This window comes from Streptomyces sp. NPDC005004, from assembly GCF_053600675.1.
Genome location: NZ_JBSGAH010000016.1, coordinates 134204 through 156472, shown reverse-complemented (window position 1 = coordinate 156472; position 22269 = coordinate 134204). Strand labels below are relative to the sequence as shown.

The 22269-nt window shown below is 71.8% G+C and carries 18 protein-coding genes and 3 tRNA genes; 10 read left to right on the top strand and 11 right to left on the bottom strand.

Going from position 1 to position 22269, the window contains the following annotated elements; translation table 11 throughout:
* Positions 1-580: 580 nt before the first annotated feature.
* From ACWEEU_RS23200 to ACWEEU_RS23185, 4 genes are all read left to right on the top strand, one after another.
* Complete coding sequence (locus tag ACWEEU_RS23200) at positions 581-2005, top strand: hypothetical protein (RefSeq protein WP_018547437.1); 1425 nt, start codon at positions 581-583, stop codon at positions 2003-2005.
* A gap of 109 nt (positions 2006-2114) precedes the next feature.
* Positions 2115-3332, top strand: coding sequence for an L-2-hydroxyglutarate oxidase (lhgO, locus tag ACWEEU_RS23195; RefSeq protein WP_451734677.1), 1218 nt, complete (start codon positions 2115-2117; stop codon positions 3330-3332).
* Between the two features lie 125 nt (positions 3333-3457).
* A complete protein-coding gene (gene trmB / locus ACWEEU_RS23190; RefSeq protein ID WP_385748198.1) occupies positions 3458-4288 on the top strand; it encodes a tRNA (guanosine(46)-N7)-methyltransferase TrmB in 831 nt (276 codons plus the stop codon).
* Positions 4289-4360: 72 nt separating this feature from the next.
* Positions 4361-5695, top strand: a complete 1335-nt coding sequence (locus ACWEEU_RS23185; RefSeq protein ID WP_385748196.1) for a PrsW family intramembrane metalloprotease — start codon at positions 4361-4363, stop codon at positions 5693-5695.
* Positions 5696-5708: 13 nt separating this feature from the next.
* Here ACWEEU_RS23185 and ACWEEU_RS23180 read toward each other — a convergent pair whose 3' ends face one another.
* From ACWEEU_RS23180 to ACWEEU_RS23165, 4 genes are all read right to left on the bottom strand, one after another.
* Entirely contained in the window at positions 5709-6662 is a 954-nt protein-coding gene (locus tag ACWEEU_RS23180) for an aldo/keto reductase (RefSeq protein ID WP_385748194.1), read from the bottom strand.
* A gap of 68 nt (positions 6663-6730) precedes the next feature.
* Entirely contained in the window at positions 6731-7759 is a 1029-nt protein-coding gene (locus tag ACWEEU_RS23175; protein WP_385748192.1) for a M23 family metallopeptidase, read from the bottom strand.
* A 425-nt stretch (positions 7760-8184) separates the two neighbouring features.
* A tRNA-Met gene (locus tag ACWEEU_RS23170) sits at positions 8185-8258 on the bottom strand.
* Positions 8259-8324: 66 nt separating this feature from the next.
* Positions 8325-9458: a dihydrofolate reductase family protein gene (locus tag ACWEEU_RS23165; protein ID WP_451734675.1), complete on the bottom strand. Its 1134-nt coding sequence runs from the start codon at positions 9456-9458 to the stop codon at positions 8325-8327.
* 70 nt (positions 9459-9528) lie between these two features.
* On the opposite strand from ACWEEU_RS23165, the gene ACWEEU_RS23160 reads away from it, so the two are divergent.
* From ACWEEU_RS23160 to ACWEEU_RS23150, 3 genes are all read left to right on the top strand, one after another.
* Entirely contained in the window at positions 9529-10053 is a 525-nt protein-coding gene (locus ACWEEU_RS23160; RefSeq protein WP_451734673.1) for a MarR family winged helix-turn-helix transcriptional regulator, read from the top strand.
* A gap of 172 nt (positions 10054-10225) precedes the next feature.
* Entirely contained in the window at positions 10226-10858 is a 633-nt protein-coding gene (locus tag ACWEEU_RS23155) for a GTP cyclohydrolase II (RefSeq protein WP_385748186.1), read from the top strand.
* A 170-nt stretch (positions 10859-11028) separates the two neighbouring features.
* A complete protein-coding gene (locus tag ACWEEU_RS23150) occupies positions 11029-11655 on the top strand; it encodes a LuxR C-terminal-related transcriptional regulator (protein WP_385748184.1) in 627 nt (208 codons plus the stop codon).
* Between the two features lie 7 nt (positions 11656-11662).
* Here the strand turns inward: ACWEEU_RS23150 and ACWEEU_RS23145 are convergent, their stop codons facing one another.
* The 7 genes from ACWEEU_RS23145 to ACWEEU_RS23115 all read right to left on the bottom strand — a co-directional run bounded on the left by ACWEEU_RS23145 (position 11663) and on the right by ACWEEU_RS23115 (position 20016).
* The gene (locus tag ACWEEU_RS23145) at positions 11663-12028 is read right to left on the bottom strand and encodes a hypothetical protein (protein ID WP_451734671.1); all 366 of its coding nucleotides are present in this window, start codon (positions 12026-12028) and stop codon (positions 11663-11665) included.
* A gap of 75 nt (positions 12029-12103) precedes the next feature.
* Positions 12104-13246, bottom strand: a complete 1143-nt coding sequence (locus ACWEEU_RS23140) for a hypothetical protein (protein WP_451734669.1) — start codon at positions 13244-13246, stop codon at positions 12104-12106.
* Between the two features lie 148 nt (positions 13247-13394).
* On the bottom strand, positions 13395-14558 hold the full coding sequence (locus tag ACWEEU_RS23135) for a hypothetical protein (RefSeq protein ID WP_451734667.1): 1164 nt from the start codon (positions 14556-14558) through the stop codon (positions 13395-13397).
* 721 nt (positions 14559-15279) lie between these two features.
* Positions 15280-15352 (bottom strand) — tRNA-Lys (locus ACWEEU_RS23130).
* Between the two features lie 76 nt (positions 15353-15428).
* Complete coding sequence (locus tag ACWEEU_RS23125) at positions 15429-16919, bottom strand: amino acid permease (protein ID WP_451734666.1); 1491 nt, start codon at positions 16917-16919, stop codon at positions 15429-15431.
* Positions 16920-17061: 142 nt separating this feature from the next.
* A complete protein-coding gene (locus ACWEEU_RS23120) occupies positions 17062-19218 on the bottom strand; it encodes a DEAD/DEAH box helicase (RefSeq protein ID WP_451734664.1) in 2157 nt (718 codons plus the stop codon).
* 288 nt (positions 19219-19506) lie between these two features.
* On the bottom strand, positions 19507-20016 hold the full coding sequence (locus tag ACWEEU_RS23115; protein ID WP_451734663.1) for a hypothetical protein: 510 nt from the start codon (positions 20014-20016) through the stop codon (positions 19507-19509).
* Positions 20017-20147: 131 nt separating this feature from the next.
* On the opposite strand from ACWEEU_RS23115, the gene ACWEEU_RS23110 reads away from it, so the two are divergent.
* From ACWEEU_RS23110 to ACWEEU_RS23100, 3 genes are all read left to right on the top strand, one after another.
* On the top strand, positions 20148-20498 hold the full coding sequence (locus tag ACWEEU_RS23110; protein ID WP_385747299.1) for a metallopeptidase family protein: 351 nt from the start codon (positions 20148-20150) through the stop codon (positions 20496-20498).
* Positions 20499-20585: 87 nt separating this feature from the next.
* Complete coding sequence (locus tag ACWEEU_RS23105; protein WP_451734661.1) at positions 20586-22067, top strand: metallophosphoesterase family protein; 1482 nt, start codon at positions 20586-20588, stop codon at positions 22065-22067.
* Positions 22068-22178: 111 nt separating this feature from the next.
* A tRNA-Glu gene (locus ACWEEU_RS23100) sits at positions 22179-22254 on the top strand.
* Positions 22255-22269: the final 15 nt, after the last annotated feature.

Sequence of the window (22269 nt, the reverse complement as noted above, 5' to 3'; positions counted from 1 at the left end):
GTCGGCGGGACCCATGGACGACGCCCTCGGAACACCGGGTGTATGCGATGCGAATGCGCCCCGGTTCACTCCCCGAAAACCCCCTGTGCGCCCTCAACTGCTCTGGTGAGAGCGGGGATCAGCGGTCCGAAAGGAGGGCGGTTTTCGGCCAATTCGTGGGCGGCGTACGGCGGTTGAGCACGCTCCGTACAGAGCTGGGCAGAGCCCCGCGGCCCGGGAGCCGCGCACAGTCCGGGAGGCGGGCATCGCCTCCCGGACCGGTCCGCCACCCGCGGGGATGAAGGTGGCGGTGTCCCCCAGCCCACTGGATTCAGTACAGCGGGCCGACCCACGCGACACCCATGGAACCGCTCCCGAGGGTGGCCGGAGAAGAGCGCACGGACGGGCGCACGGCCACACGGCCGGGGGCACGCCGCGACAGGGCGTGCACGGTGCGTACAGGGCCGTACTCCCGTACGGACCGCAATCACGCCATCCGGAACAATGCCTCTTAACGCTTGGGATGCGGCGAACTACGCTGTGTTTACGAATGCCGCGTGGTTATGCCAGCGGGGCAGCCGTCTGTGTCGAGGGGTGGCGCATGTCCAGGGAGCAACGCGGGCCGAACGAGAAACTCGGCGCCGTTCTCGCCCTCGCGGGAATCAGCAACGCGGGACTGGCGCGGCGCGTCAACGATCTGGGTGCCCAGCGGGGGTTGACCCTTCGCTACGACAAGACGTCGGTGGCGCGCTGGGTTTCGAAGGGCATGGTGCCCCAAGGTGCGGCACCGCACCTGATCGCGGCCGCGATCGGCCAGAAGCTCGGCCGGCCGGTGCCGCTGCACGAGATCGGCCTGGCGGACGCCGACCCGGCGCCCGAGGTCGGTCTCGCCTTCCCGCGCGACGTGGGCCAGGCGGTCAAGTCGGCCACGGATCTGTACCGGTTGGACCTGGCGGGACGCCGGGCGGGATCCGGCGGCATCTGGCAGTCGCTGGCGGGCTCGTTCGCCGTGAGCGCCTACGCCACGCCCGCGTCCCGATGGCTGATAACCCCCGCCGACAGCTCGGTGGAACGCGAGGCGGCCTCGGCCGAGGGCGCCGGCGCACCGATCAAAGTCGGCCACAGCGATGTGCGCAAACTCCGGGAGGCCGCCGAGGACGCCCGGCGCTGGGACTCCAAGTACGGCGGCGGCGACTGGCGTTCGTCCATGGTCCCGGAGTGCCTGCGCGTGGAGGCCGCGCCGCTGCTGCTCGGCTCCTACTCGGACGAGGTGGGCCGCGCCCTGTTCGGCGCGGGCGCCGAACTGACCCGGCTCGCGGGCTGGATGGCGTTCGACACCGGCCAGCAGGAGGCCGCCCAGCGGTACTACATCCAGGCGCTGCGGCTGGCCCGCGCGGCGGCCGACGTACCGCTCGGCGGCTATGTGCTCGCCTCCATGTCCCTCCAGGCCACCTACCGGGGCTTCGGCGACGAGGGCGTGGACCTCGCGCAGGCCGCCCTGGAGCGCAACCGGGGCCTGGCCACCGCCCGCACGATGAGCTTCTTCCGACTGGTGGAGGCGAGAGCGCACGCGCGCGCGGGCGACGCCCAGGCCGCGGGCGCCGCCCTGAAGTCGGCCGAGGGCTGGCTGGAGCGTTCCCGCGAGGGCGACAACGACCCGTCCTGGCTCGGCTTCTACGGCTACGACCGCTTCGCCGCCGACGCCGCCGAGTGCTACCGCGACCTGAAGGCACCCCGCCAGGTACGCCGCTTCACCGAACAGGCGCTGTCCAAACCGACCGAGGAGTTCGTGCGCTCGCACGGGCTGCGCCTGGTCGTCTCCGCGGTGGCCGAGCTGGAGTCGGGCAACCTCGACGCGGCCTGCGAGCAGGGCGTGCGCGCGGTGGAGGTGGCCGGACGGATCTCCTCGGCGCGCACCACCGAGTACGTCAAGGACCTGCTGCACCGCCTGGAGCCGTACGGCGACGAGCCGCGCGTGGTGGAGCTGCGCGAGCGGGCCCGGCCGCTGCTGATGGCTCCGGCGTGAGCGGTCCCGGCGTGCCGGGCCCGACGGCTCCGGCGTAGTGGACCGGCCACGTGCCGTCGGCCGCGTTTGAAGCCGTTGTCAGTGGCGCAGTGCACTATCGAGTCGGGAGGTGGTGCAGGTGAGGACGGGCGCGTACGACTGCGATGTGCTGGTGGTCGGTGGCGGGATCGTCGGGCTGTCGACGGCGTACGCGATCACCCGCGCCGCGCCGGGTACGCGGGTGACGGTGCTGGAGAAGGAGCCGGGCCCGGCCCGGCACCAGACCGGGCGCAACAGCGGGGTGATCCACAGCGGGATCTACTACCGCCCCGGCTCCCTGAAGGCGCGGTACGCGGTGCGCGGCGCGGCCGAGATGGTCAAGTTCTGCGCGGAGTACGGCATCCCGCACGCGGTCACCGGCAAGCTGATCGTCGCCACCGAGCGCTCCGAGCTGCCCCGGCTGCACGCCCTGGTGCAGCGCGGCCGGGAGAACGGCATCGCGGTGCGGGAACTGGGCGCCGCCCAGATCGCGGAGTACGAGCCGGAGGTGCGCGGCCTGGCCGCCATCCACGTCGGCACGACCGGCGTGTGCGACTACGGCGCGGTCGCGCGGCAGCTCGCGCGCGCCTCCGGCGCCGACATCCGCTACGGCGCGCGGGTCGTGCGGATCGACCGGCGCCCGGAGCGGGGCGTGGCCGTGCTCACCTCGTCCGGCCAGGTGGTGCGCGCCCGCGTCCTGGTGAACTGCGCGGGGCTGTACTGCGACGAGGTGGCCCGCCTCGCCGGGGACGAGCCGGACGTGCGCATCGTGCCGTTCCGCGGGGAGTACTGGGAGCTGGCCCGGCCCGAGCTGGTGCGGGGCCTGGTCTATCCGGTGCCGGATCCGGCGTTCCCGTTCCTCGGGGTGCATCTGACCCGGGGCATCGACGGCGAGGTCCACATCGGCCCCAACGCGGTCCCGGCGCTGGCCCGCGAGGGGTACGGCTGGGGTGTCGTACGCCCCCGTGAGCTGGCGGGCACGCTCGCCTGGCCCGGCACGTGGGCACTGGCCCGGCACCACTGGCTGTACGGCGCCGGTGAGCTGCGCCGGTCGGTGTCCAAGGGGGCGTTCCTGAAGGCGGTGCGGAGGCTGGTGCCCGCCGTCGGGGAGACGGACCTGGTGCGGGCCCCGGCCGGGGTGCGGGCGCAGGCGGTGGCGCGGGACGGCTCCCTGGTGGACGACTTCCTGCTGCGCGAGGCCCCGCGCACGATCCACGTCCTGAACGCGCCGTCCCCGGCGGCCACGGCCTGTCTGCCGATCGGCCGCGAGGTGGCGGCCCGGGCGCTGGCGATGCTGGGCGGGACATGACCCGGCACCCGGGCACGCCACACGGCCCGGCCCCCGTACGGGCGTGACCCGCCGTACGGGCGTGACCCGTCACACGAGGAGAGCAGAGGGAGAGCCCCTGCCGACCGCCTAAAATCGGATGCACTGTGTCTGACTTCGTGAACGCCCCCGCAGCCGAGCGACCCGCCACCGACGGGTCGTCCGTTCCGCTGTCCGCCCGGACCTCCCGGAGCAAGGGGGAGCCCCGGTTCCCGGGCGGCCCCCAGGCCGATCCCGCCGGGTCGCACTTCGAGCGGCGCATCCGCAGCTTCCAGCCGCGGCGCAGCCGGGTGACCACCGGGCAGGCCGACGCCCTGGAGCGGCTGTGGCCGCAGTGGGGCATGGACATCGACGGCCGGCGGGTCGTCGACCTCGCGGAGCTGTTCGGGAACACGAACCCGGTCGTCCTGGAGATCGGCTTCGGCATGGGCGAGGCGACCGCGCAGATGGCGGCCGCGGCACCCGACGTCAACATCCTCGCGGTGGACGTGCACACCCCCGGCCAGGGCAATCTGCTGAACCTCGCGGACCAGGGCGGGCTGACCAACGTGCGGGTGGGCAACGGTGACGCGATCATCCTGCTCCGCGAGATGCTCGCGCCCGACTCCCTCGACGGTCTGCGCGTCTACTTCCCGGACCCGTGGCCCAAGAAGCGGCACCACAAGCGGCGGCTGATCCAGCCGGCGTTCCTGAGCCTGGCCGCGACCCGGCTGCGGCCCGGCGCGGTCGTGCACTGCGCGACGGACTGGGAGCCGTACGCCGAGCAGATGCTGGAGGTGCTCTCGGCGCACCCGGACTTCGAGAACACGCAGGCGGAGGGTGGCTTCGCGCCGCGTCCCGGGTTCCGGCCGCTGACCCGTTTCGAGGGCCAGGGACTGGACAAGGGTCACGTCGTGAACGATCTTCTTTTCCGCCGCGTACCTCACCGGCAGCCGTAGGCCCGTCCGGTCGTCGCGTCGGGCCCGTATTTCCCGATGGCCTGCCGTCGGGTCACCGTTAGGGTCGATGCCGTGGCCACCAGTTCTCCCTCTCCGATAGCCCCGGAACACCCCGGACGCCATAAGCATCCGCACTGGTGGCAGCGCCGCTGGGTGCGCTACGGCGCGCTGAGCACGCTGCTCGCGCTGTCCGGGCTCGTCATCCTCGCGCTGGTGCGGCTGCAGACCGGGACCGAGGGGTTCCTGGTGGGGCTCGGGCTCGCGGTGCTGCCGGTGCCGTGGCTGATCGCCGCGTTCCGCTGGCTGGACCGGGTGGAGCCGGGTCCCTGGCGGAACCTGGTCTTCGCGTTCGCGTGGGGCGCCTGTGCGGCCGCGCTCATCGCCATCGTCGCCAACAGCTTCGCGACCCACTGGATCGCCACGGCCGCCGCCGACCCGGACGACGCCGACACGCTCGGCGCCACGTTCATCGCGCCGGTCGTGGAGGAGTCCGCGAAGGGCGCCGCCGTGCTGCTGGTCTTCCTCTTCCGCAGACGCGACTTCACCGGTCTGGTGGACGGCGTGGTGATCGCGGGAGTGACGGCCACCGGTTTCGCGTTCACCGAGAACATCCTCTACCTGGGCACCGCCTTCGGCGAGGACCGGGTCTCCGGCGCCGGGGGCATCGTCTCGGTCACCGCCGCCACCTTCTTCGTCCGCGTGGTGATGTCCCCGTTCGCGCACCCGCTGTTCACCGTGTGCACCGGCATCGGCTTCGGCCTGCGCGCGCTCGCGGCGCCCCGGCAGCGGGTGCGACGCGTGCTGTTCCCCATCGGCGGCTGGCTGCTGGCGATGACCCTGCACGGCCTGTGGAACGGCTCGGCGTCCTTCGGCCAGTTCGGCTTCCTCTTCGTCTACGCCGGTTTCATGGCGCCCGCGTTCGGTCTGCTGACCTGGCTCGCGGTCTGGACCCGGCAGAACGAACTGCGCACGGTGCGCGAGGAGTTGCCGACCTATGTGTACGCCGGGTGGCTCGGCCCCGGCGAGCCGTTCGTGCTCGGCTCGATGCGGGCCCGCCGGGTGGCCCGCGACCACGCCCGGCACCACCTCGGCGGCCGGCCCGCCGCCCGCGCGGTCGCACAGTACGAGGCGTACGCGACCTCGCTGGCGTTCCTGCGCCGCCGGGCGCGCCGGGGCAGGGCCGGATCGGACTTCCTGACCCGCGAGCACGAGCTGCTCGCCGCGCTGTGGCGGCGCCGCGAGGTGGCCCGGCCCGCGCTGGAGTACGCGGCCCGGGTCACCGCGCCCGCACCCCGTCCGCAGTGGCCCGCCTACGGCCACCCGGCGGTGCCGTACGCGGGCTACGGACACGCGGGGTACGGCTACCCGTCGGTGCCGTACTCCGGCTACAACCCCTACCGGTCGTAGCCGGCGCGCCCGCTCAGGCGGAGGCGGCGGTCAGCCGGTCCAGCTCGTCCTGGGTCAGGCGCAGGTCGGCCACCCCGAGCAGGGCCGGGAGCTGGTCGACCGTGCGCGCCGAGGCGATCGGGGCGACCACGGTCGGCTGTGCGGCGAGCCAGGCGAGGGCGACCGTGGCGACCGGCGCGCCGTGGGCGGCGGCCACCTCGTCCAGGACGGTGAGCACCTTCTGGCCGCGCTCGGACGCCAGGTACTTGGCGGCGCCTTCGGCACGGGGGCTGTCCACCTGGGTGCCGGGCCGGTACTTGCCGGTCAGGAAGCCGGAGGCCAGGGCGTAGTACGGCACCGCGGCCAGCCCCTCCCGGGCGGCGAGGTCCTGCAGCGGGCCCTCGTAGGTGTCGCGGGATACCAGGTTGTAGTGGGGCTGGAGGGCGACGTAGCGGGCCAGCCCCTCGCGGTCCGAGAACTCCAGGGACTCCCGCAGCCGGTCGGCGCTGATGTTGGAGGCGGCGATGTGCCGGACCTTGCCCGCCTTCACCAGCTCGTCGAGGGCGCCGATGATCTCCTCGACCGGCACCTCGGGCTGGTCGAAGTGCGTGTAGTAGAGATCGATGTGGTCGGTGCCCAGGCGGCGCAGGGAGGCGTCGGCGGCCGCCTTGATGTTGGCGGCGGACAGGCCCTTGAAGTCGGGGTGCTGGCTGACCTTGGTGGCGACGACCACCTGGTCGCGGTTGCCGCGGGCGGCGAGCCACTTGCCGATGATGGTCTCCGACTCGCCGCCGGAGTTGCCCTCGACCCAGGCCGAGTAGGAGTCGGCGGTGTCCACGAAGTTGCCGCCCGCCGCCGTGTAGGCGTCCAGGACGGCGAAGGAGGTCTTCTCGTCGGCGGTCCAGCCGAAGACATTGCCGCCGAGGGCGAGCGGGAAGACCTCGAGGCTGGAGGCACCGAGCTTGCGCAGATGAGGAGAGGCAGTCATGTCTCTACTCAACGATCACGCGGCACCCGTCCATTCCGCCCGTCACCCGAATGCCGTCGCGAAAGGGCTCAGGGATTGAGCCCCTTGCCGCGCAGCCACGTCATCGGGTCGATGCCGGTTGCCTGGCCGCCCGGGTGGACCTCCAGGTGGAGATGGGGCCCGGTGACGTTGCCGGTGGCGCCGACGCGGCCGATGACCTCGCCGGTGGCGACCTTCTGGCCGGTCTTGACGCTGATCGAGGACTGGTGGCAGAACCACAGCTCGGTGCCGTCGTCCAGGGTGAGGACGGTCCGGTAGCCGTAGGCCCCGGCCCAGCCGGCCTGGGTGACGGTGCCGCCGTGGATGGCCTTGATGAGCGTTCCGGTGGGCGCGGCGAAGTCGAGACCGGTGTGATAGCCGGAGGACCACAGGGCGCCGGGCTCCCCGAAGGTGCCGGTGATCGTGTACCCGGAGGTCGGCAGCGTGTACTGCTTGGCCAGGGAGGCCAGCCGGTCCGACTCGGCCTTCTTCCTGGCGTCGGCCTCCGCCTTCTCCTTGGCGTCGGCGGCCTGGGCGGCGGCCTCCTTCGCGGCCTTGTCGGCGGCGTCGGCGGTCTGCTTGTCGGCCGCGGCGACGGCGGCCGCGGTGGCCCGGCTCTCGGCCTTGCTCTGCTGGTGGGCGGCCTGGGCGATGATCCGGCTGCGCAGTGCCTCGCCCGCGTCGGAGGCCTCCTCGCTCTGCGCGGAGGCCGAGCCGACGGCGCTCAGCGAGGGTGCGGGCTCGGGCTCGGCGGAGCCGTGGTCGAGGAGGGAGTCGACGCCGGGCAGGTCGGGCAGCGCGATGGAGACGGGCGGCTTGCCGGTGTTGGCGCTGGCCATGCCGCCCGCGCCGACGGCGGCGATGACACCGACGCCGAGCACGGTGGAACTGCGGGCGAGCCCGCCGCCCCGCTGCTTGGCGACGCGGTGCCGGCCGCCGCGGGCGGAGGGGAGGGTCTCCTCGGTGGGGTTCCACTCCTCCCAGGGGCCGTCACCGCGCGGTGCGCCGTAGCCGAAGGTGTCGAAGGTGTCGTGCTCGCCCGGGGTCGGTGCGAAGGGGGTGTGGGGGTCGGACGCCACGGGGGCGCGCTCCTTTCCTGCCTTCGCCTGCTACCGGGTTCGCGGTGGGGGCGATCCCCGCCTTCGAGGGCCGGGGGAGGGTGTGGGATGCGGCGCGTGCGCACGGAGCCGTCCGGGGTGACGGCTGGGTCGACCGCGCTGCGTTATCGAACGTTAATAGACCCGGCTATCGGTTTCCAAGCCGATCCGCTTGATCTTTAAGCTTCTTCGGAGCGGACTTAACCGCCAAGCCGGACACAAAGAGGGCGAGTTGACCGGCGATCAGCAGTGAGCGCGTTTTTGATGATGACTCAGAATCGCTGCGGAGGGAAACCTTTACCTCACACTGCGTGACGGCGAGGGCGGGAAATCCGGATCGAAGCCCGGGGCCGGAAAACACTCAGGGCCGGAATCCGATGAACTGGATTCCGGCCCTGAGTCTTCAGTAGCGGGGACAGGATTTGAACCTGCGACCTCTGGGTTATGAGCCCAGCGAGCTACCGAGCTGCTCCACCCCGCGTCGTTGTGTCTCAACCATACGTCATGCGCGGGCCCAGATGCACATCCATTCCGCGTGACCTGCGCCTCAGGGCAGCAGATGGCCGTTCGGTGCCTTCGCGGCGGCTTCGTACTCCGGCAGCGTCACCACCGTCGCACCCGCGTCCGCCAGCACCCCGGACCCGTCGGCCGCCGCCACGAAGGTGTCGGGCTCGCGCCACGCGGTGACCACCCGGCGTACGCCGGAGCGCAGGATCAGACCGGCGCACGGGACGGGCCGGGAGGCGCGGCGGGCGCACGGCTCCAGGCTGCTGTAGACGGTGGCGCCGGGCAGCCGCGGGTCGTCCGGGGCGATCTTGGCGAGGGCCGCCTCCTCCGCGTGGACCACCGGGTCGCCGCCCTCGCGCGAGTGACCTCGCGCGAGCTCGGTGCCGTCGGCGGCGACCACGACCGCGCCGACACTGAAGGCGGTGTCCGAGGGCGGGCACAGCGCGGCCAGCTCGCAGGCGGTGCGCAGCCAGCGCCGGTCGGCGGCGACGGGCAGCGGTCCGGTGCCGGGGGCGGTGGGCTCGTAGCGCATGAGCACCACGTCCTCGATGCGGCGGCTCTCGGTGAGTCGGAGGCGGCCGCCCTGGTAGGCGCCCGGTCCGAAGAGGCGGGGCGCGGCCGGGTCGCCGACGAAGAGCGGTGCGAGGACCAACTGGAGTTCGTCGGCCAGGCCCTGCTGGAGCAGCTGGGTGTGGACGGCCCCGCCGCCCTCGACCATCAGACGCCGTACGCCGCGCTCGTCGTGCAGATGCGTGAGCAGGGCGCGCCAGTCGAGGGCGGGGCCGAGGGAGACGACGTCGGCGGTGTCGCCGAGGACGCGGGCGGCGCGCTCGGCGCCCGCGTCGGTCGTGTAGACGGCCTTCTCGCCGCCGGTGTGCCAGAAATTGGCCTTCGGGTCGAGGTCGCCGGAGGCGGTGACGGTGACCTTGAGCGGGTACTCCGCCCTGCCCTCGGCCCGGCGGGCGGCGCGGCGCCCGGGGGCGTTGACGAGGAGGCGGGGGTTGTCGGCGCGGATGGTGCCGGCACCGATCAGGATGGCGTCGACGGAGGCGCGCACCTCGTCGACCCGGTCGAAGTCGGCGGGGCTGGAGAGCAGGAGGCGGTCGGGGCCGGTGTCGTCCAGGTAGCCGTCGAGGGAGACGGCGGCGGACAGCAGGACGTACGGGTACGGCATCGGCGCGCTCTCTCCGGGTGACTCTCGGGCTGATCTTGGTTCAAGTTTGAAACAAACCTACACTGGAGGCATGACGACCCGCTGGCTCACGCCCGAGGAGCAGCGCGCCTGGCGCGCTTACCTCGCCGCCTCCCGGTTGCTGGACGACGTGATCGACCGGCAGCTCCAGCAGGACGCCGGGATGCCGCACCTTTTCTACTCCGTCCTGGCCATCCTCTCCGAGGCGCCCGACCGGCGGCTGCGCATGACCGACCTCGCGGAAGAACTGAAGATCACCCGCAGCCGGCTGACGTACGCGGTGACCCGCCTGGAACGGGACGGCCTGGTACGGCGCGAGAACTGCCGCTCGGACCGGCGCAGCAGCCTCGCCGTACTGACCGACGAGGGGATGTCCGTCCTGGAGCGCACCGCGCCCGGCCATGTCGGCACGGTCCGCGCGACCCTCTTCGACCGCCTGAGCCCGGAGCAGGTGCGGCAACTGGAGGAGATCTGCGCGGGGGTCGCGCGGGGGCTCCAGGGCGAGGAGGCGGGGGCTACGGCGGAGGAGGTGCCGTGGCGGCGGCGGTCGACGCCGTGTACGGAGCCGCCACGCTGAGGCGGTGGGTCCCAGTGCCGGCCGGTGGCGGACCGCTCACGGACGGTTGATTCAACTTTTAAGCATGGGATAGGGTCCGAGACCGTACCGCTGTTTCAAATCTGAAGCAGATGGAGCGCGGACGACGACCGACCACGACCGCGACGCCGACCGCACGGAACCCGGAGGCCCGATGCCCGACACCCCTGCCGCCACCCCGCGCGCCCGCGTCCGGGTGCCGCTTCGCTTCGGCGACGGCTACGCGGCCGACGCCGAGCTGGTCACCTTCCACGGGCTCACCGACGGCCAGGAGCACCTCGCCCTGGTCCTCGGCGACCCGGGCCCGGTGCCGCTGGTGCGGCTGCACTCCGAGTGCCTGACCGGCGACGTGTTCGGTTCGGCCCGCTGCGACTGCGGACCGCAGTTGCGCGAGGCGGTCGAGCGGATCGCCGTGCGCGGCGGCGTTCTCCTCTACCTCCGCCAGGAGGGCCGGGGCATCGGCCTCTACAACAAGCTCGACGCCTACGCCCTCCAGGACCAGGGCCTCGACACCTACGCCGCGAACGCCGCCCTCGGCCTGCCGGAGGACGCCCGCGACTACACCGCCGCCGCCCAGATGCTGGGTGCCCTCGGCGTCACCGAGCTGGACCTGCTCTCCAACAACCCCGACAAGGCGGCCCAGTTGCGCGCCCTCGGGATGACGGTCCGCGAGCGGGTCCCGACGGGTGTCTTCTCCACACCGCACAACGTCCGTTACCTGCGTGCGAAGGTCCTCCAGACCGAACACACGCTGCCGCTGGCGGAGTTGGGGGAAGTGGGAGCCTGACGGGTACCGGTGCGCCCGGCGCCGCCCCGCAACGGCCCCGGCTTCCCCCGGACGGATCACCGGGGGTGCCGCCGCTCGCGCCAGGGCGGACTCTGGGACCGGGCGGCCTCCACCGCCCGCCGTTCCGCCGCGCAGCAGACGGTCTCGCCCCACCCCCGCCGGAGCGTCCGATGAGCCGAGCCGTGACCTCGTTGGTCGTCATCTGCGACTGGCCCCTGCTGCAGCTCGGTCTCGCGCAGGCGATCAAGACGCAGCCGGACCTCGACATCGTCACGTTCGTGGCGAGCGTCGACGAGATGCCGCGGGTGCCGTCCGCCGCGGAGATCGTCCTCTACGTCAACCTTCAGTCCAGCGACCAGGTGACCTCGGGTGAGGTCGCCCGGCTGAACCGCGCCGGGCACGCGGTCGTCGTACTGTCGGCCTCGGAGCCGCAGTCCGACGCCGTGCTGTGCATCAAGGCCGGAGCCCGCGGCTATCTGGGGCGGCGCACCGGCATCCCGGAACTGCTGACGGCCCTGCGCGCCGTCGCCTCGGGCAGCGACTACTTCGGCGCGAGCCTCGCCGGGCGCAGCATCCCCGCTGCTCCCCCGCGCATCACCGCCCGGGAGCGGGAGATCCTCCAGCTCCTGGCCGGCGGCGCGACGGACCGCGAGATCGCCACCAAGCTGAACATCACCGAGAACACGGTCCACACCCATCTGGAGCGGCTCCGCAAGAAGAGCGGTGCCCGACGCCGGGCGGACCTGACCCGGCTGGCCCTCGAGTACGGCGTCATCGACACCGGTCCGGCGAAGTGAGCGCGGCTCAGCCACCGGATGTGCTCGCGCCCGCGCTCGGGGCGCTCGGGTGGATGTCGTTCAGGCTGCCGACGATGGTCACGGACGGCGGGCGGGGCGGTACGGGCACCTGGACGAGGATGGGGATGTAGACGATCTCCCCGTGTCTGAACTCGGCCTTCGCCGAGACGCGGTAGCACGTGACGGTCCCCGGGTCGCGCTGCGTCGCGTAGCAGCGGAGTTCTGTCGGGGAGGCGGGGGCCCGGGTCTGCCGTGTCCGCGTCGCGTCCGGCGGACCACTTGCGCCGGCCTCGGTGGCGCTCGCCGACGTACCCCACGCGCCGGCCGCGCAGCAGGCCGTGATGACCGCGACCGCGAGACTCACACCACGCACGGTCGTCTCCTTCCGCGTGTCGAGCATGTTCGTGCCCCGCGGAGGGGGTCCTCCGCGAGGCACGAACTTTCATGGTCAGCCCTGGGTGCCGCCCTGGGTGTTGCCGCCGCCGCCACCCTGGGTCCCGCCCTGGGTGTTGCCGCCGCCGCCACCACCCTGCGTACCGCCCTGGGTGTTACCGCCGCCGCCACCCTGCGTGCCGCCCTGGGTGTTACCGCCGCCACCACCCTGCGTACCGCCCTGGGTGTTACCGCCGCCGCCACCCTGGGTGCCGCCCTGGGTATTGCCAGTGCCGCCACCCTGCGTGCCGCCCTGGGTGTTACCCCGGCCACCGCCCTGGGTGCCGCCCTGGGTGTTACCAGTGCCGCCACCCTGCGTACCGCCCTGGGTGTTACCGCCGCCACCACCCTGCGTACCGCCCTGGGTATTGCCGCCGCCGCCACCCTGGGTCCCGCCCTGGGTATTGCCGGTCCCGCCACCCTGGGTCCCGCCCTGGGTGTTACCAGTGCCGCCACCCTGCGTGCCGCCCTGGGTGTTACCCCGGCCACCGCCCTGGGTGCCGCCCTGGGTGTTACCAGTGCCGCCACCCTGCGTACCGCCCTGGGTGTTACCGCCGCCACCACCCTGCGTCCCGCCCTGGGTATTGCCGCCGCCGCCACCCTGCGTACCGCCCTGGGTGTTACCGCCGCCACCACCCTGCGTACCGCCCTGGGTGTTACCGCCGCCACCACCCTGCGTCCCGCCCTGGGTGTTACCGCCGCCACCACCCTGCGTACCGCCCTGGGTGTTACCGCCGCCACCACCCTGCGTCCCGCCCTGGGTGTTGCCGGTCCCGCCACCCTGCGTACCGCCCTGGGTGTTACCGCCGCCACCACCCTGCGTACCGCCCTGAGTGTTACCGCCGCCACCGCCCTGGGTCCCGCCCTGGGTATTGCCAGTGCCGCCACCCTGCGTACCGCCCTGAGTGTTGCCCCGGCCACCGCCCTGGGTCCCGCCCTGGGTGTTGCCGGTCCCGCCACCCTGCGTACCGCCCTGGGTGTTACCCCGGCCGCCACCCTGCGTCCCGCCCTGGGTATTGCCCCTGACCTTGCAGTTCTTACGCTGCTTGCACGGCTTCGGCTTCTCTGGCGACAGGTGGTGCGCCTGCGTCGAACCGGAAGGAGTCGATACCGGTGCCGCTGAGGCCGGGCCGCCGATGGTGATGATGCCTCCCACCATGGCCGCCGACGCTATCGCGGTCGCTATTTGCTGCCTCCGAGAGTGCCGCATGATTGGTTTCCTCTCTTCCCTGTGGGGTCGTGTCGACTTCGGCGTCTGGTGCTGCGACGCGCGGTGTTGTCGATTCACCGCGCGAATTGCTTTGCCGTCAGGTCACGGGTGTCGCGGGGGCTGGAACGGTCGCGCCACCCTGAGTCCCGCCCTGGGTATTGCCGGTCCCGCCACCCTGAGTCCCGCCCTGGGTATTGCCGGTCCCGCCACCCTGAGTCCCGCCCTGGGTGTTACCGGTCCCGCCACCCTGAGTCCCGCCCTGGGTGTTACCGGTCCCGCCACCCTGAGTTCCACCCTGGGTATTGCCGGTCCCGCCACCCTGAGTCCCGCCCTGGGTGTTACCGGTCCCGCCACCCTGAGTTCCACCCTGGGTGTTACCGGTCCCGCCACCCTGAGTTCCACCCTGGGTATTGCCGGTCCCGCCACCCTGAGTCCCGCCCTGGGTATTGCCGGTCCCGCCACCCTGAGTTCCACCCTGGGTGTTACCGGTCCCGCCACCCTGAGTTCCACCCTGGGTATTGCCGGTCCCGCCACCCTGCGTTCCACCCTGCGTGTTACCGGCCCCGCCACCCTGCGTCCCGCCCTGGGTATTGCCGGTCCCGCCCTGCGTTCCGCCCTGGGTGTTACCGGTCCCGCCCTGCGTACCGCCCTGGGTGTTGCCCTGGCCGCCGATCTGGGTGCCACCGATCGTGTTGCCGGTGCCGCCGTTGATCGTGTTGTTGACGATGTTGGTCGTGTTGTTGGTGACCTGGTTCACCACGGTGGGCGGCAACCCGAGCCGCTGCGCCTCCGCTTGGGCCGTCTGCCGTCCGATGGCGACCGCCTGCTGCTGGGAGGCTCCGTTGCGCACTGCCTGCTGTGCCGCCGCCGTGCCCTTCGCGGTCGCCGCGGCCGCCGCGGCGGACTGTGAGGCGTTCCCGCCGGCTTCCGACCCGGAGGACGAGCACTGCGTGCCGCCCACGGCGAAGGGGCCACCGCCGGTGACACCGGCCTGAACGCCGCCGTTCGACCCCGCCGAGACGCGAGAAATAGTTTGTCCACCGCGCGTGACGTTGTACGACTGATTGGGGGTGAATCCGCTTCCCCGCACCGTCCCGTTCTGCAGGCTGCACGTCGCCGAGGGGACCGCGGCAGCGGGGTTTGCGGGAAAGGCGAAAACGACCGCCCCTGCCGACAGCGTCGCGGTTATCGCGGCTGCCACAATTCCTTTTCTCATGGATTTCTCTTCTCCTGCGGGGGTGAGTCCGATACGTTCACGCAATGCATCGGAGAGCTGACCCGAACCAGGGAAATGGATACCGCTCGTCGGATTCAGGCACGCCGGACAAGCGGCTCAGTTCCCCATGCTGGTCCCACCCGTAGGTCGCGTCAACTCAAGGCGCAGGTCAGCGAATATCTCCCCTCGCTGCCGTCACCGAAAATACCGACAGGTCCCCGGGAAACTCCTCGGGAGCGCCGCTTGACTTGACACATAAACTAGCGACACCACTGTGGTCACAAATGACGACCCGCCCACACATCGCCATTCCTTATTATGGTCGCCCTCGGCTACCAGAATCCGTCGAGGCACAAATGCCTCGCATTTCGAGCTTTCGCAGCCCGCGCGCGGAACAGGAGACGTAGCGGCACGCCCGACGAAGGGTGCTACCGGAGTCCACCAGGGTGGTCGGGCTCTCCCGTACGGGCCGTGGAGACGCCCAGCTCCTCGGTGGCCGGGCGGTGTGCCCATGGCGTCGACAGGACCAGCGAGGGGCTCGTGGAGCGCGGCAAGGTGCCGTCGAGGGCGAAGGCGGCCCGGGTACCCGTGTCTCACGACCGCCGCTCCGCTCCCGGCGCGAAGCCGCGTACCGGCACCGGTACTTGACCGCCACTCGGGCTGTACTGCGCTTCGGCGGAGCACCGGTTGGGCGGGAGCCTCGGAGGGCAGCCGCAGAAAGGACACGCCCCCAGCTCGATACCTCTCCGAGCTGGGGGCGTCCTCGTAGGCCCTGTGGGACTCGAACCCACAACCAATGGATTAAAAGTCCACTGCTCTGCCAATTGAGCTAAGGGCCCAGGCGATGTTGCCTGTCCGAGCATAGCGGGAGGCGGCCGTGTCTCCGATCGGGTATCGGGGACACGGCCGCGTCGATCACTCCTTGGACCGGGCCAGGAACCAGTGGCGGGCCGAGGCGAGCCACCAGGTCGCGGCGAAGCCGAGGACCACCAGGACCGCGATCGGGGCGTAGTTGAAGGTCTCCCAGGTGACGGGGGAGACCTGGGGAAGCATGAAGAGGATCGTGATCAGGACGACCCAGGCGACCGAGACGACGCCGATGGGGACCGACCAGCGGCCCAGGTGCCAGGGACCGCGAACGAAGCCGTCGCCCTTGCGGACGCGGAGCAGGGTCGGGATGACGTAGGCGAGGTAGAGACCGATGACCGCGATGGACGTCACGGCGGCGTAGGCCGTGGAGTTGATGAGGTACGGCAGGCCGAGCGCCAGGGCGCCGAGGGCCGCCAGCCAGACCGCCGCGACCGGGGTGCGGGTGCGGGGGCTGACCGTGTGCCAGACGCGGGAGAAGGGCAGCGCGCCGTCGCGGGAGAAGGCGTAGATCATGCGGCTGTTGGCCGTCACGGAGGCCATGCCGCAGAAGAGCTGGGCGCCGATGACGATCAGGAGGAGGAGCTTGCCGGTCGTGGCGCCGAGGGCGTCGAGGAGGATCTGCGCCGGGGGCGCGCCGGTCGGGGACTCCAGCGCCTTGTCATACGACTGGATCGCGAAGGTGAAGCCGAGGAGCAGGACGAAGCCCGCGATCCAGGAGGTCCAGATGGAGCGGACGATGCCCTTGGGGCCCGCCGTCGCCGCGTCGTGGGTCTCCTCGGTCATGTGGGCGGAGGCGTCGTAGCCGGTGAAGGTGTACTGCGCCATCAGCAGGCCGAGCAGGACGACGTAGAAGGAGCTGCCCCAGCCGGTCTCGTTGACGAACTTGGTGAAGACGAAGGACGCCGACTGATGGTGGTCCGGCAGGATCGCCAGGGCGCCGACGATGACGGCCACCCCCACCACGTGCCACCACACGCTGACGCTGTTGAGCAGCGCGACGATGCGGACGCCGAAGGTGTTCAGCAGGCCGTGCAGCAGCAGGATCGCGGCGAAGAGGAGGACCGTGCGGCCGGGGGTCACCTCGAAGCCGAACTGGAGGTTCAGCCAGGCGCCGAGGAAGGACGCCGCGCCGAAGTCGATGCCGGCGGTCACCGCGACCTGCCCCAGCACGTTGAACCACCCCGTGAACCACGCCCACGCCGCCGCCGACCGCTCCGGCGCCAGCCGGTGCGCCCAGAAGTACAGGCCCGCCGAGGTGGGATAGGCGGAACAGATCTCGGCCATCGACAGCCCGACGAACAACGTCATCAGACCGACCGCCACCCACCCCCAGGTGATCACCGCCGGGCCACCGGTCACCATGCCGAAGAGATACAGCGTGAGACACCCGGACAGCACCGAGATGATCGTGAAGGACACGGCGTAGTTCGAGAACGCCGACATCCGGCGCGCCAGCACCTGCGTGTAACCGAGCTGAGCGAGCCGCTCCTCGTCGGAGAGAACCGGCTCGCCCCCGGTCTTCGTATCGTCTGTCATGCCCCCAGCAATTCCCTGACCGCTGACGTGACATGCGTCACGCGATGGCCGGAAACCATCGGAAACCACGGGGTAACGCGAAGGGCCCGTACGGAACGAATCCGTACGGGCCCTTCGTGAGTTCAGCTCAGCTCACGAGCCGTCAGCCGTTGCGCTTCCAGCGGGGCTTGTCGTCGCGGCGGCCGAAGGAGGAGGAGCCGCCGGTGCTGCCCCGGTGGTCGTCGCGGCGGCCGTACGGGCGGTCGTGGCCGCCGGTACGGAAGCCGGGACGGTCGTCACGGCGCTCGCGGTTGAACGGACGGTCGCTGCCCCGGTGGCCGGTGCGCTCGTCGCGGCGGAAGCCGCCACGGTCGTCACGGCGCTCGAAGCCACGGCCGCCACGGTCGTCACGACGCTCGAAGGAGCCGCCGTTGCCACGGTCGTTGCGGTCACGGTCGAAGGAACGACCACCACGGTCGTCACGGCGCTCGAAGCCACGGCCACCACGGTCGTCACGACGCTCGCGGTCGAAGGAGCGGCCGCCACGGTCGTCACGGCGCTCGAAGGAGCCGCCGTTGCCACGGTCGTTGCGGTCACGGTCGAAGGAACGGCCACCACGGTCGTCGCGACGCTCGAAACCACGGCCACCACGGTCGTCACGACGGTCACGGTCGAAGGAACGGCCACCACGGTCGTCACGGCGCTCGAAACCACGGCCACCACGGTCGTCACGACGGTCACGGTCGAAGGAACGACCACCACGGTCGTCACGGCGCTCGACACGCTCGGTCTCGCGCGGGGCCGGACGCTCGGCCTCGGCGGACGCCTCGGCGACGGCCTGCTCGGCGGACGCCTGGGCCTCGGCGACGGCGGCCTCCGGGTCCTCGCCACGGTCGCGGGCGACCCGGGCCACGAGGCGGTCGGCCTCGTCGCGCAGCTCGGCGGCGCGGCGCTGGGCACGCTCCAGCTCCTTGGTGAGCTGGGCGACCTCGCGCTCGGCCTGCTGCGCGGCGTTGCCCGCGGACTCGGCCTGGACCTCGGTCATGGAGCGGGCGCCGGTGATCTCGGCGACCTCCGGGTCGAAGGCGTCGCCGCCCTGGATGATGTGACGCCCGGCGTCGACGCCCGCGTCCTCCATCAGACGGAAGATCTGACGGCGCTGGTGCGGCAGCGACAGGGAGACGACGGTGCCGGTGCGGCCGGCGCGGGCGGTACGCCCCGCACGGTGCAGGTAGTCCTTGTGGTCGCCCGCCGGGTCGACGTTCAGGACCAGGTCGATGCCGTCGACGTGGATGCCGCGCGCGGCGACGTCGGTGGCGACCAGGACGTTGACGTAGCCGTCCTTGAAGTCGGCCAGGGTGCGGGTGCGCGCGCCCTGCGTCATGCCGCCGTGCAGAGCGTCGGCCTTCACACCGGACTCGCGGAGCTGCTCGGCGACACGGTCGGCACCGAGCTGGGTGCGGACGAAGATGATCGTGCGGCCCTTGCGGGAGGCGATCGCGGCGGTGACCGGCGCCTTGTCCTTGGGCTTCACGATGAGGATGTGGTGCGACATGGTCGTGACGTTGCCCTGGGCGCTGTCGACCTCGTGCGTGACCGGGTCGTTCAGGTAGCGCTTGACCAGCGTGGAGATCTCGTTCTCCATGGTGGCGGAGAACAGCATCCGCTGACCGTCGGCCGGGACCTGGTCGAGCAGCTCGGTGACCTCGGGCAGGAAGCCAAGGTCGGACATCTGGTCGGCCTCGTCGAGGACGGCGATCTGGACGTCCTCCAGCGAGCAGGCGCCGCGGTTGATGATGTCGCGCAGACGGCCCGGGGTGGCGACGAGGACGTCGACACCGCGCTCCAGGGCGTAGATCTGGTTGCCCATCGAGGTGCCGCCGCAGACGACCTTCATCTTCAGGCCGAGGACGTCGCCGTAGGGCTGGAGGGCGTCGGCGACCTGCATCGCCAGCTCGCGGGTCGGCGTCAGGATGACGGCGCGCGGGCGCTTCTTCTCGGTGCGGCCGCCGGCCAGCGTGGCCAGGGTGGGCAGACCGAAGGAGAGGGTCTTGCCGGAGCCGGTGCGGCCACGGCCGAGGATGTCCTTGCCGGCCAGGGCGTCCGGGATGGTCGCGGCCTGGATCGGGAACGGCGTGGTGACGCCGTTCTGCGCGAGCTTGCGCACGATGCCCTCGGGCAGACCGAGGTCGGCGAAGGTGATCTGGGGGGTGTCGGTGGTGTCGTCGGCCTCGACGACAGCGGTGACCTCGTTCGTCTCGTCGACGGGGGCGTCCCCGTTCTCGGGCACGACGAACTGATCAGTACTGGACACGGACATGCGAATGCGAAACCTTCCGGAGTCTCTTCGGCACGCGCCCGTCAACTCCGTGTTTCGCTTCTACGACCGCCTAGATGCGGTCCGCCACGGCAAAGGAGAGTACGCGCCACACGGCGCGCTCTGCAGTGGCGCCGGGCAAATGGGATCAAACGATCTACCACCATACGCACCCCCTGCCCTCGAAGGCAAACCCGCTCGTGAGGGCCCTGTGCGACCCCGAAAAGCCGCGCACGGACCCCTTCCGTGCCGCCATCGCGACCGCCTTCCGCCCGCCACCGCGACCGCGTTCTACGCCGCCACCGCGACCGCCGGAACCGGCACCCGCTCGACCAACTGCGGTCCCGGGTCCTCGTGCGCCGAGGAGGACGGCTCGGCGGTCGGCGGCGGGGAGTCCGGCGGCGGCGCACTGGAGGCGGGCGGCTCCGGCGGGGCGGAGCTGGCCGGCGGGGTCGGCGGCACGTTGGTCGGAGCGGGCTCGCCCGGGTGCACGGTCTGGCCCGGCTTCGGCGGCGCCGCCGAGCGGTCGTGCTTGCCGGAGGCGCTGGCGGACGCCGAGGCCGACTCGCCCGGCTTCTTCTTGCCTCCGTGCCCGTGCTTGTCGTCCCCCGCCGCCTCCTCGTACCCCGGCCCGCCGCCACCCGCGACCGGGGCGCCGCCCGGCGCACCGCCGTGGCGCTGCCCCACCGAGTGCTCGGGCCGGGCCGGTCCCGCGCCCTCCCCCACGCGCACGCAGCCGGTGGCAGCGGCGGCGGCCAGCACCATGACGACCAGACGGACGGGTACGTACTTGGGGCGCACGGCGGCCACCTCCGGGACAAGGGAAGGAGTCGACCTGTCCAACTCCCGCCGCCCGCAAGAGGACACGCCCGTTGTTCGAACCGGCTCACCCTCAACCACCGTTCGGGCCGTCCGTCCCCGACAATGGCGGTGTGCTGGAGATGACACGCGACAGGTTCGAAGAGCTGGTGAGCGAGGCCCTGGACCGGATCCCGCCGGAACTGACGCGGGTCATGGACAACGTGGCCGTCTTCGTGGAGGACGAGCCGCCCGCCCACGACCCGGAACTGCTCGGCCTCTACGAGGGCACCCCGCTCACCGAGCGCGGTGAGTGGTACGCCGGGGTCCTCCCCGACCGCATCTCGATCTACATGGGCCCGACCCTGCGGTACTGCGGCTCGCAGGAGGACGTGGTGCACGAGGTGGCCGTCACCGTCGTGCACGAGGTCGCCCACCACTTCGGCATCGAGGACGCCCGGCTGCACGAGCTGGGCTGGGGCTGAACCGGGGCGTGAGCCGGAGCCCCGGTCGGCGCCGAGCCGCACCGGGGCCTCCGCATACCCCGTGGCGCCGCTGGGCATACGGCCCCAATGTCCCGCGTCCCCGCCGCCCCGCTCCGCCGCCGGAACCGGAGAACAGAAGACCGCCGACGTCTCCCCTTCCTCGCCCTCACCGCCCGGCCCCGCCCCTGGCTGCGGGCGCTCGGCCTCGTCACGGTCGTGCTCACCGGCGCCTGGCTGGGGCTCCTGGTCGTCGGCAACGTCCGCACCCCGGTCGGCCCGATGGACACCACCATGGCGCTGCGGCCCTCCCTCAGCGGTGGCACGAAGATCAACGTCTCGCCTCTGGGCGCGCTCACCCTCGACAGCCATGTCGCCCCGCTCCGCCTGGACGTCGACATGGACCAACTGGACCCCGTGCGCGCACAGGCGCTGGTGGACCACCCGGAACGGCTCGCGGGGCTCCAGCAGGAGGTCACCGACGACATCGAGCACGGCACGCTCGACCTCGCGCTGCGCTCCACGGTCGCCGTCGTCACCGGCGCCACGGTCCTCGGCCTCGCCGTCTACCGCAGGCCCCGCCGCGCCCTCGCGGCCGGCGGACTGGCCCTCGCCCTGCTCGCCGCCTCGGGAATCTCCGCCTACGCCACCTGGAACCCGCGCTCAGTGCTGGAGCCCCGCTTCTCCGGGCTGCTCTCCTCGGCGCCGTCGGTGGTGGGCAACGCGCGCAGCATCGTCACCGAGTTCGACGTGTACCAGAAGGAGCTGGCCCGGCTGGTGACGAACGTGACGAAGCTGTACGACGTCGCGTCCACGCTCCCCGCCTACCAGCCCGACCCCTCCACGATCCGGGTGCTGCACGTGTCGGACATCCACCTCAACCCGGCGAGCTGGAAGATCATCGCGTCGCTGGTGACCCAGTACAAGGTGAGCGTGATCGTGGACTCCGGCGACACCATGGATCACGGCACGGCGGCGGAGAACGGCTTCCTGGACCCGATCGAGGATCTGGGCGTGCCCTATGTGTGGGTCAGGGGCAACCACGACTCCCAGGCCACCCAGCGCTATCTGGAGCACATGAAGAACGTGCACGTCCTGGACGACGGCCGCGCCGCGACGGTCGGCGGGGTGCGGTTCGCGGGCACGGGCGACCCCCAGTTCACGCCCGACCGCTCCCAACCGACCGGCGGCGACGCGGCCGAGCGCCTCGCGGGGGCGCGGCTGGCCTCGGCGCTGCGGGACCAGCGGGCCAAGGGCACGCCGGTGGACATCGCGGTGGCGCACGAGCCGGTGGCGGCGCAGGAGACGGACGGCACCGTGCCGCTCGTGCTCTGCGGGCATCTGCACACCGAGGGATCGAAGATCCTGCCGCTGGGCACCCGGCTGCGCCGCGAGGGCTCGACCGGCGGCAGCGGGCTGCGCGCGGTCGAGGGGCAGTACCCGGCGCCGATCGAGGCGTCGATCCTCTACCTGGACCGCGACACCCGCAGGCTCCAGGCGTGGGACGAGATCGGACTCGGCGGGCTGGGGCGTACGACGGCCGAGGTCAGCCGCCATCTGGCCAAGAAGTGAGGTGCCAGGGGACCTCGCCCGTCGCCGTAAAGCGTTTTGCCGATACCACTGGACATCCCCTATGCTGCTCACGTCCCCGACGCGCTGCGAAGCGCCCACGGCGGGCCGATAGCCCTCATCGTCTAGCGGCCTAGGACGCCGCCCTTTCAAGGCGGTAGCACGGGTTCGAATCCCGTTGGGGGCACCAGAGCAGAGTTGTCAC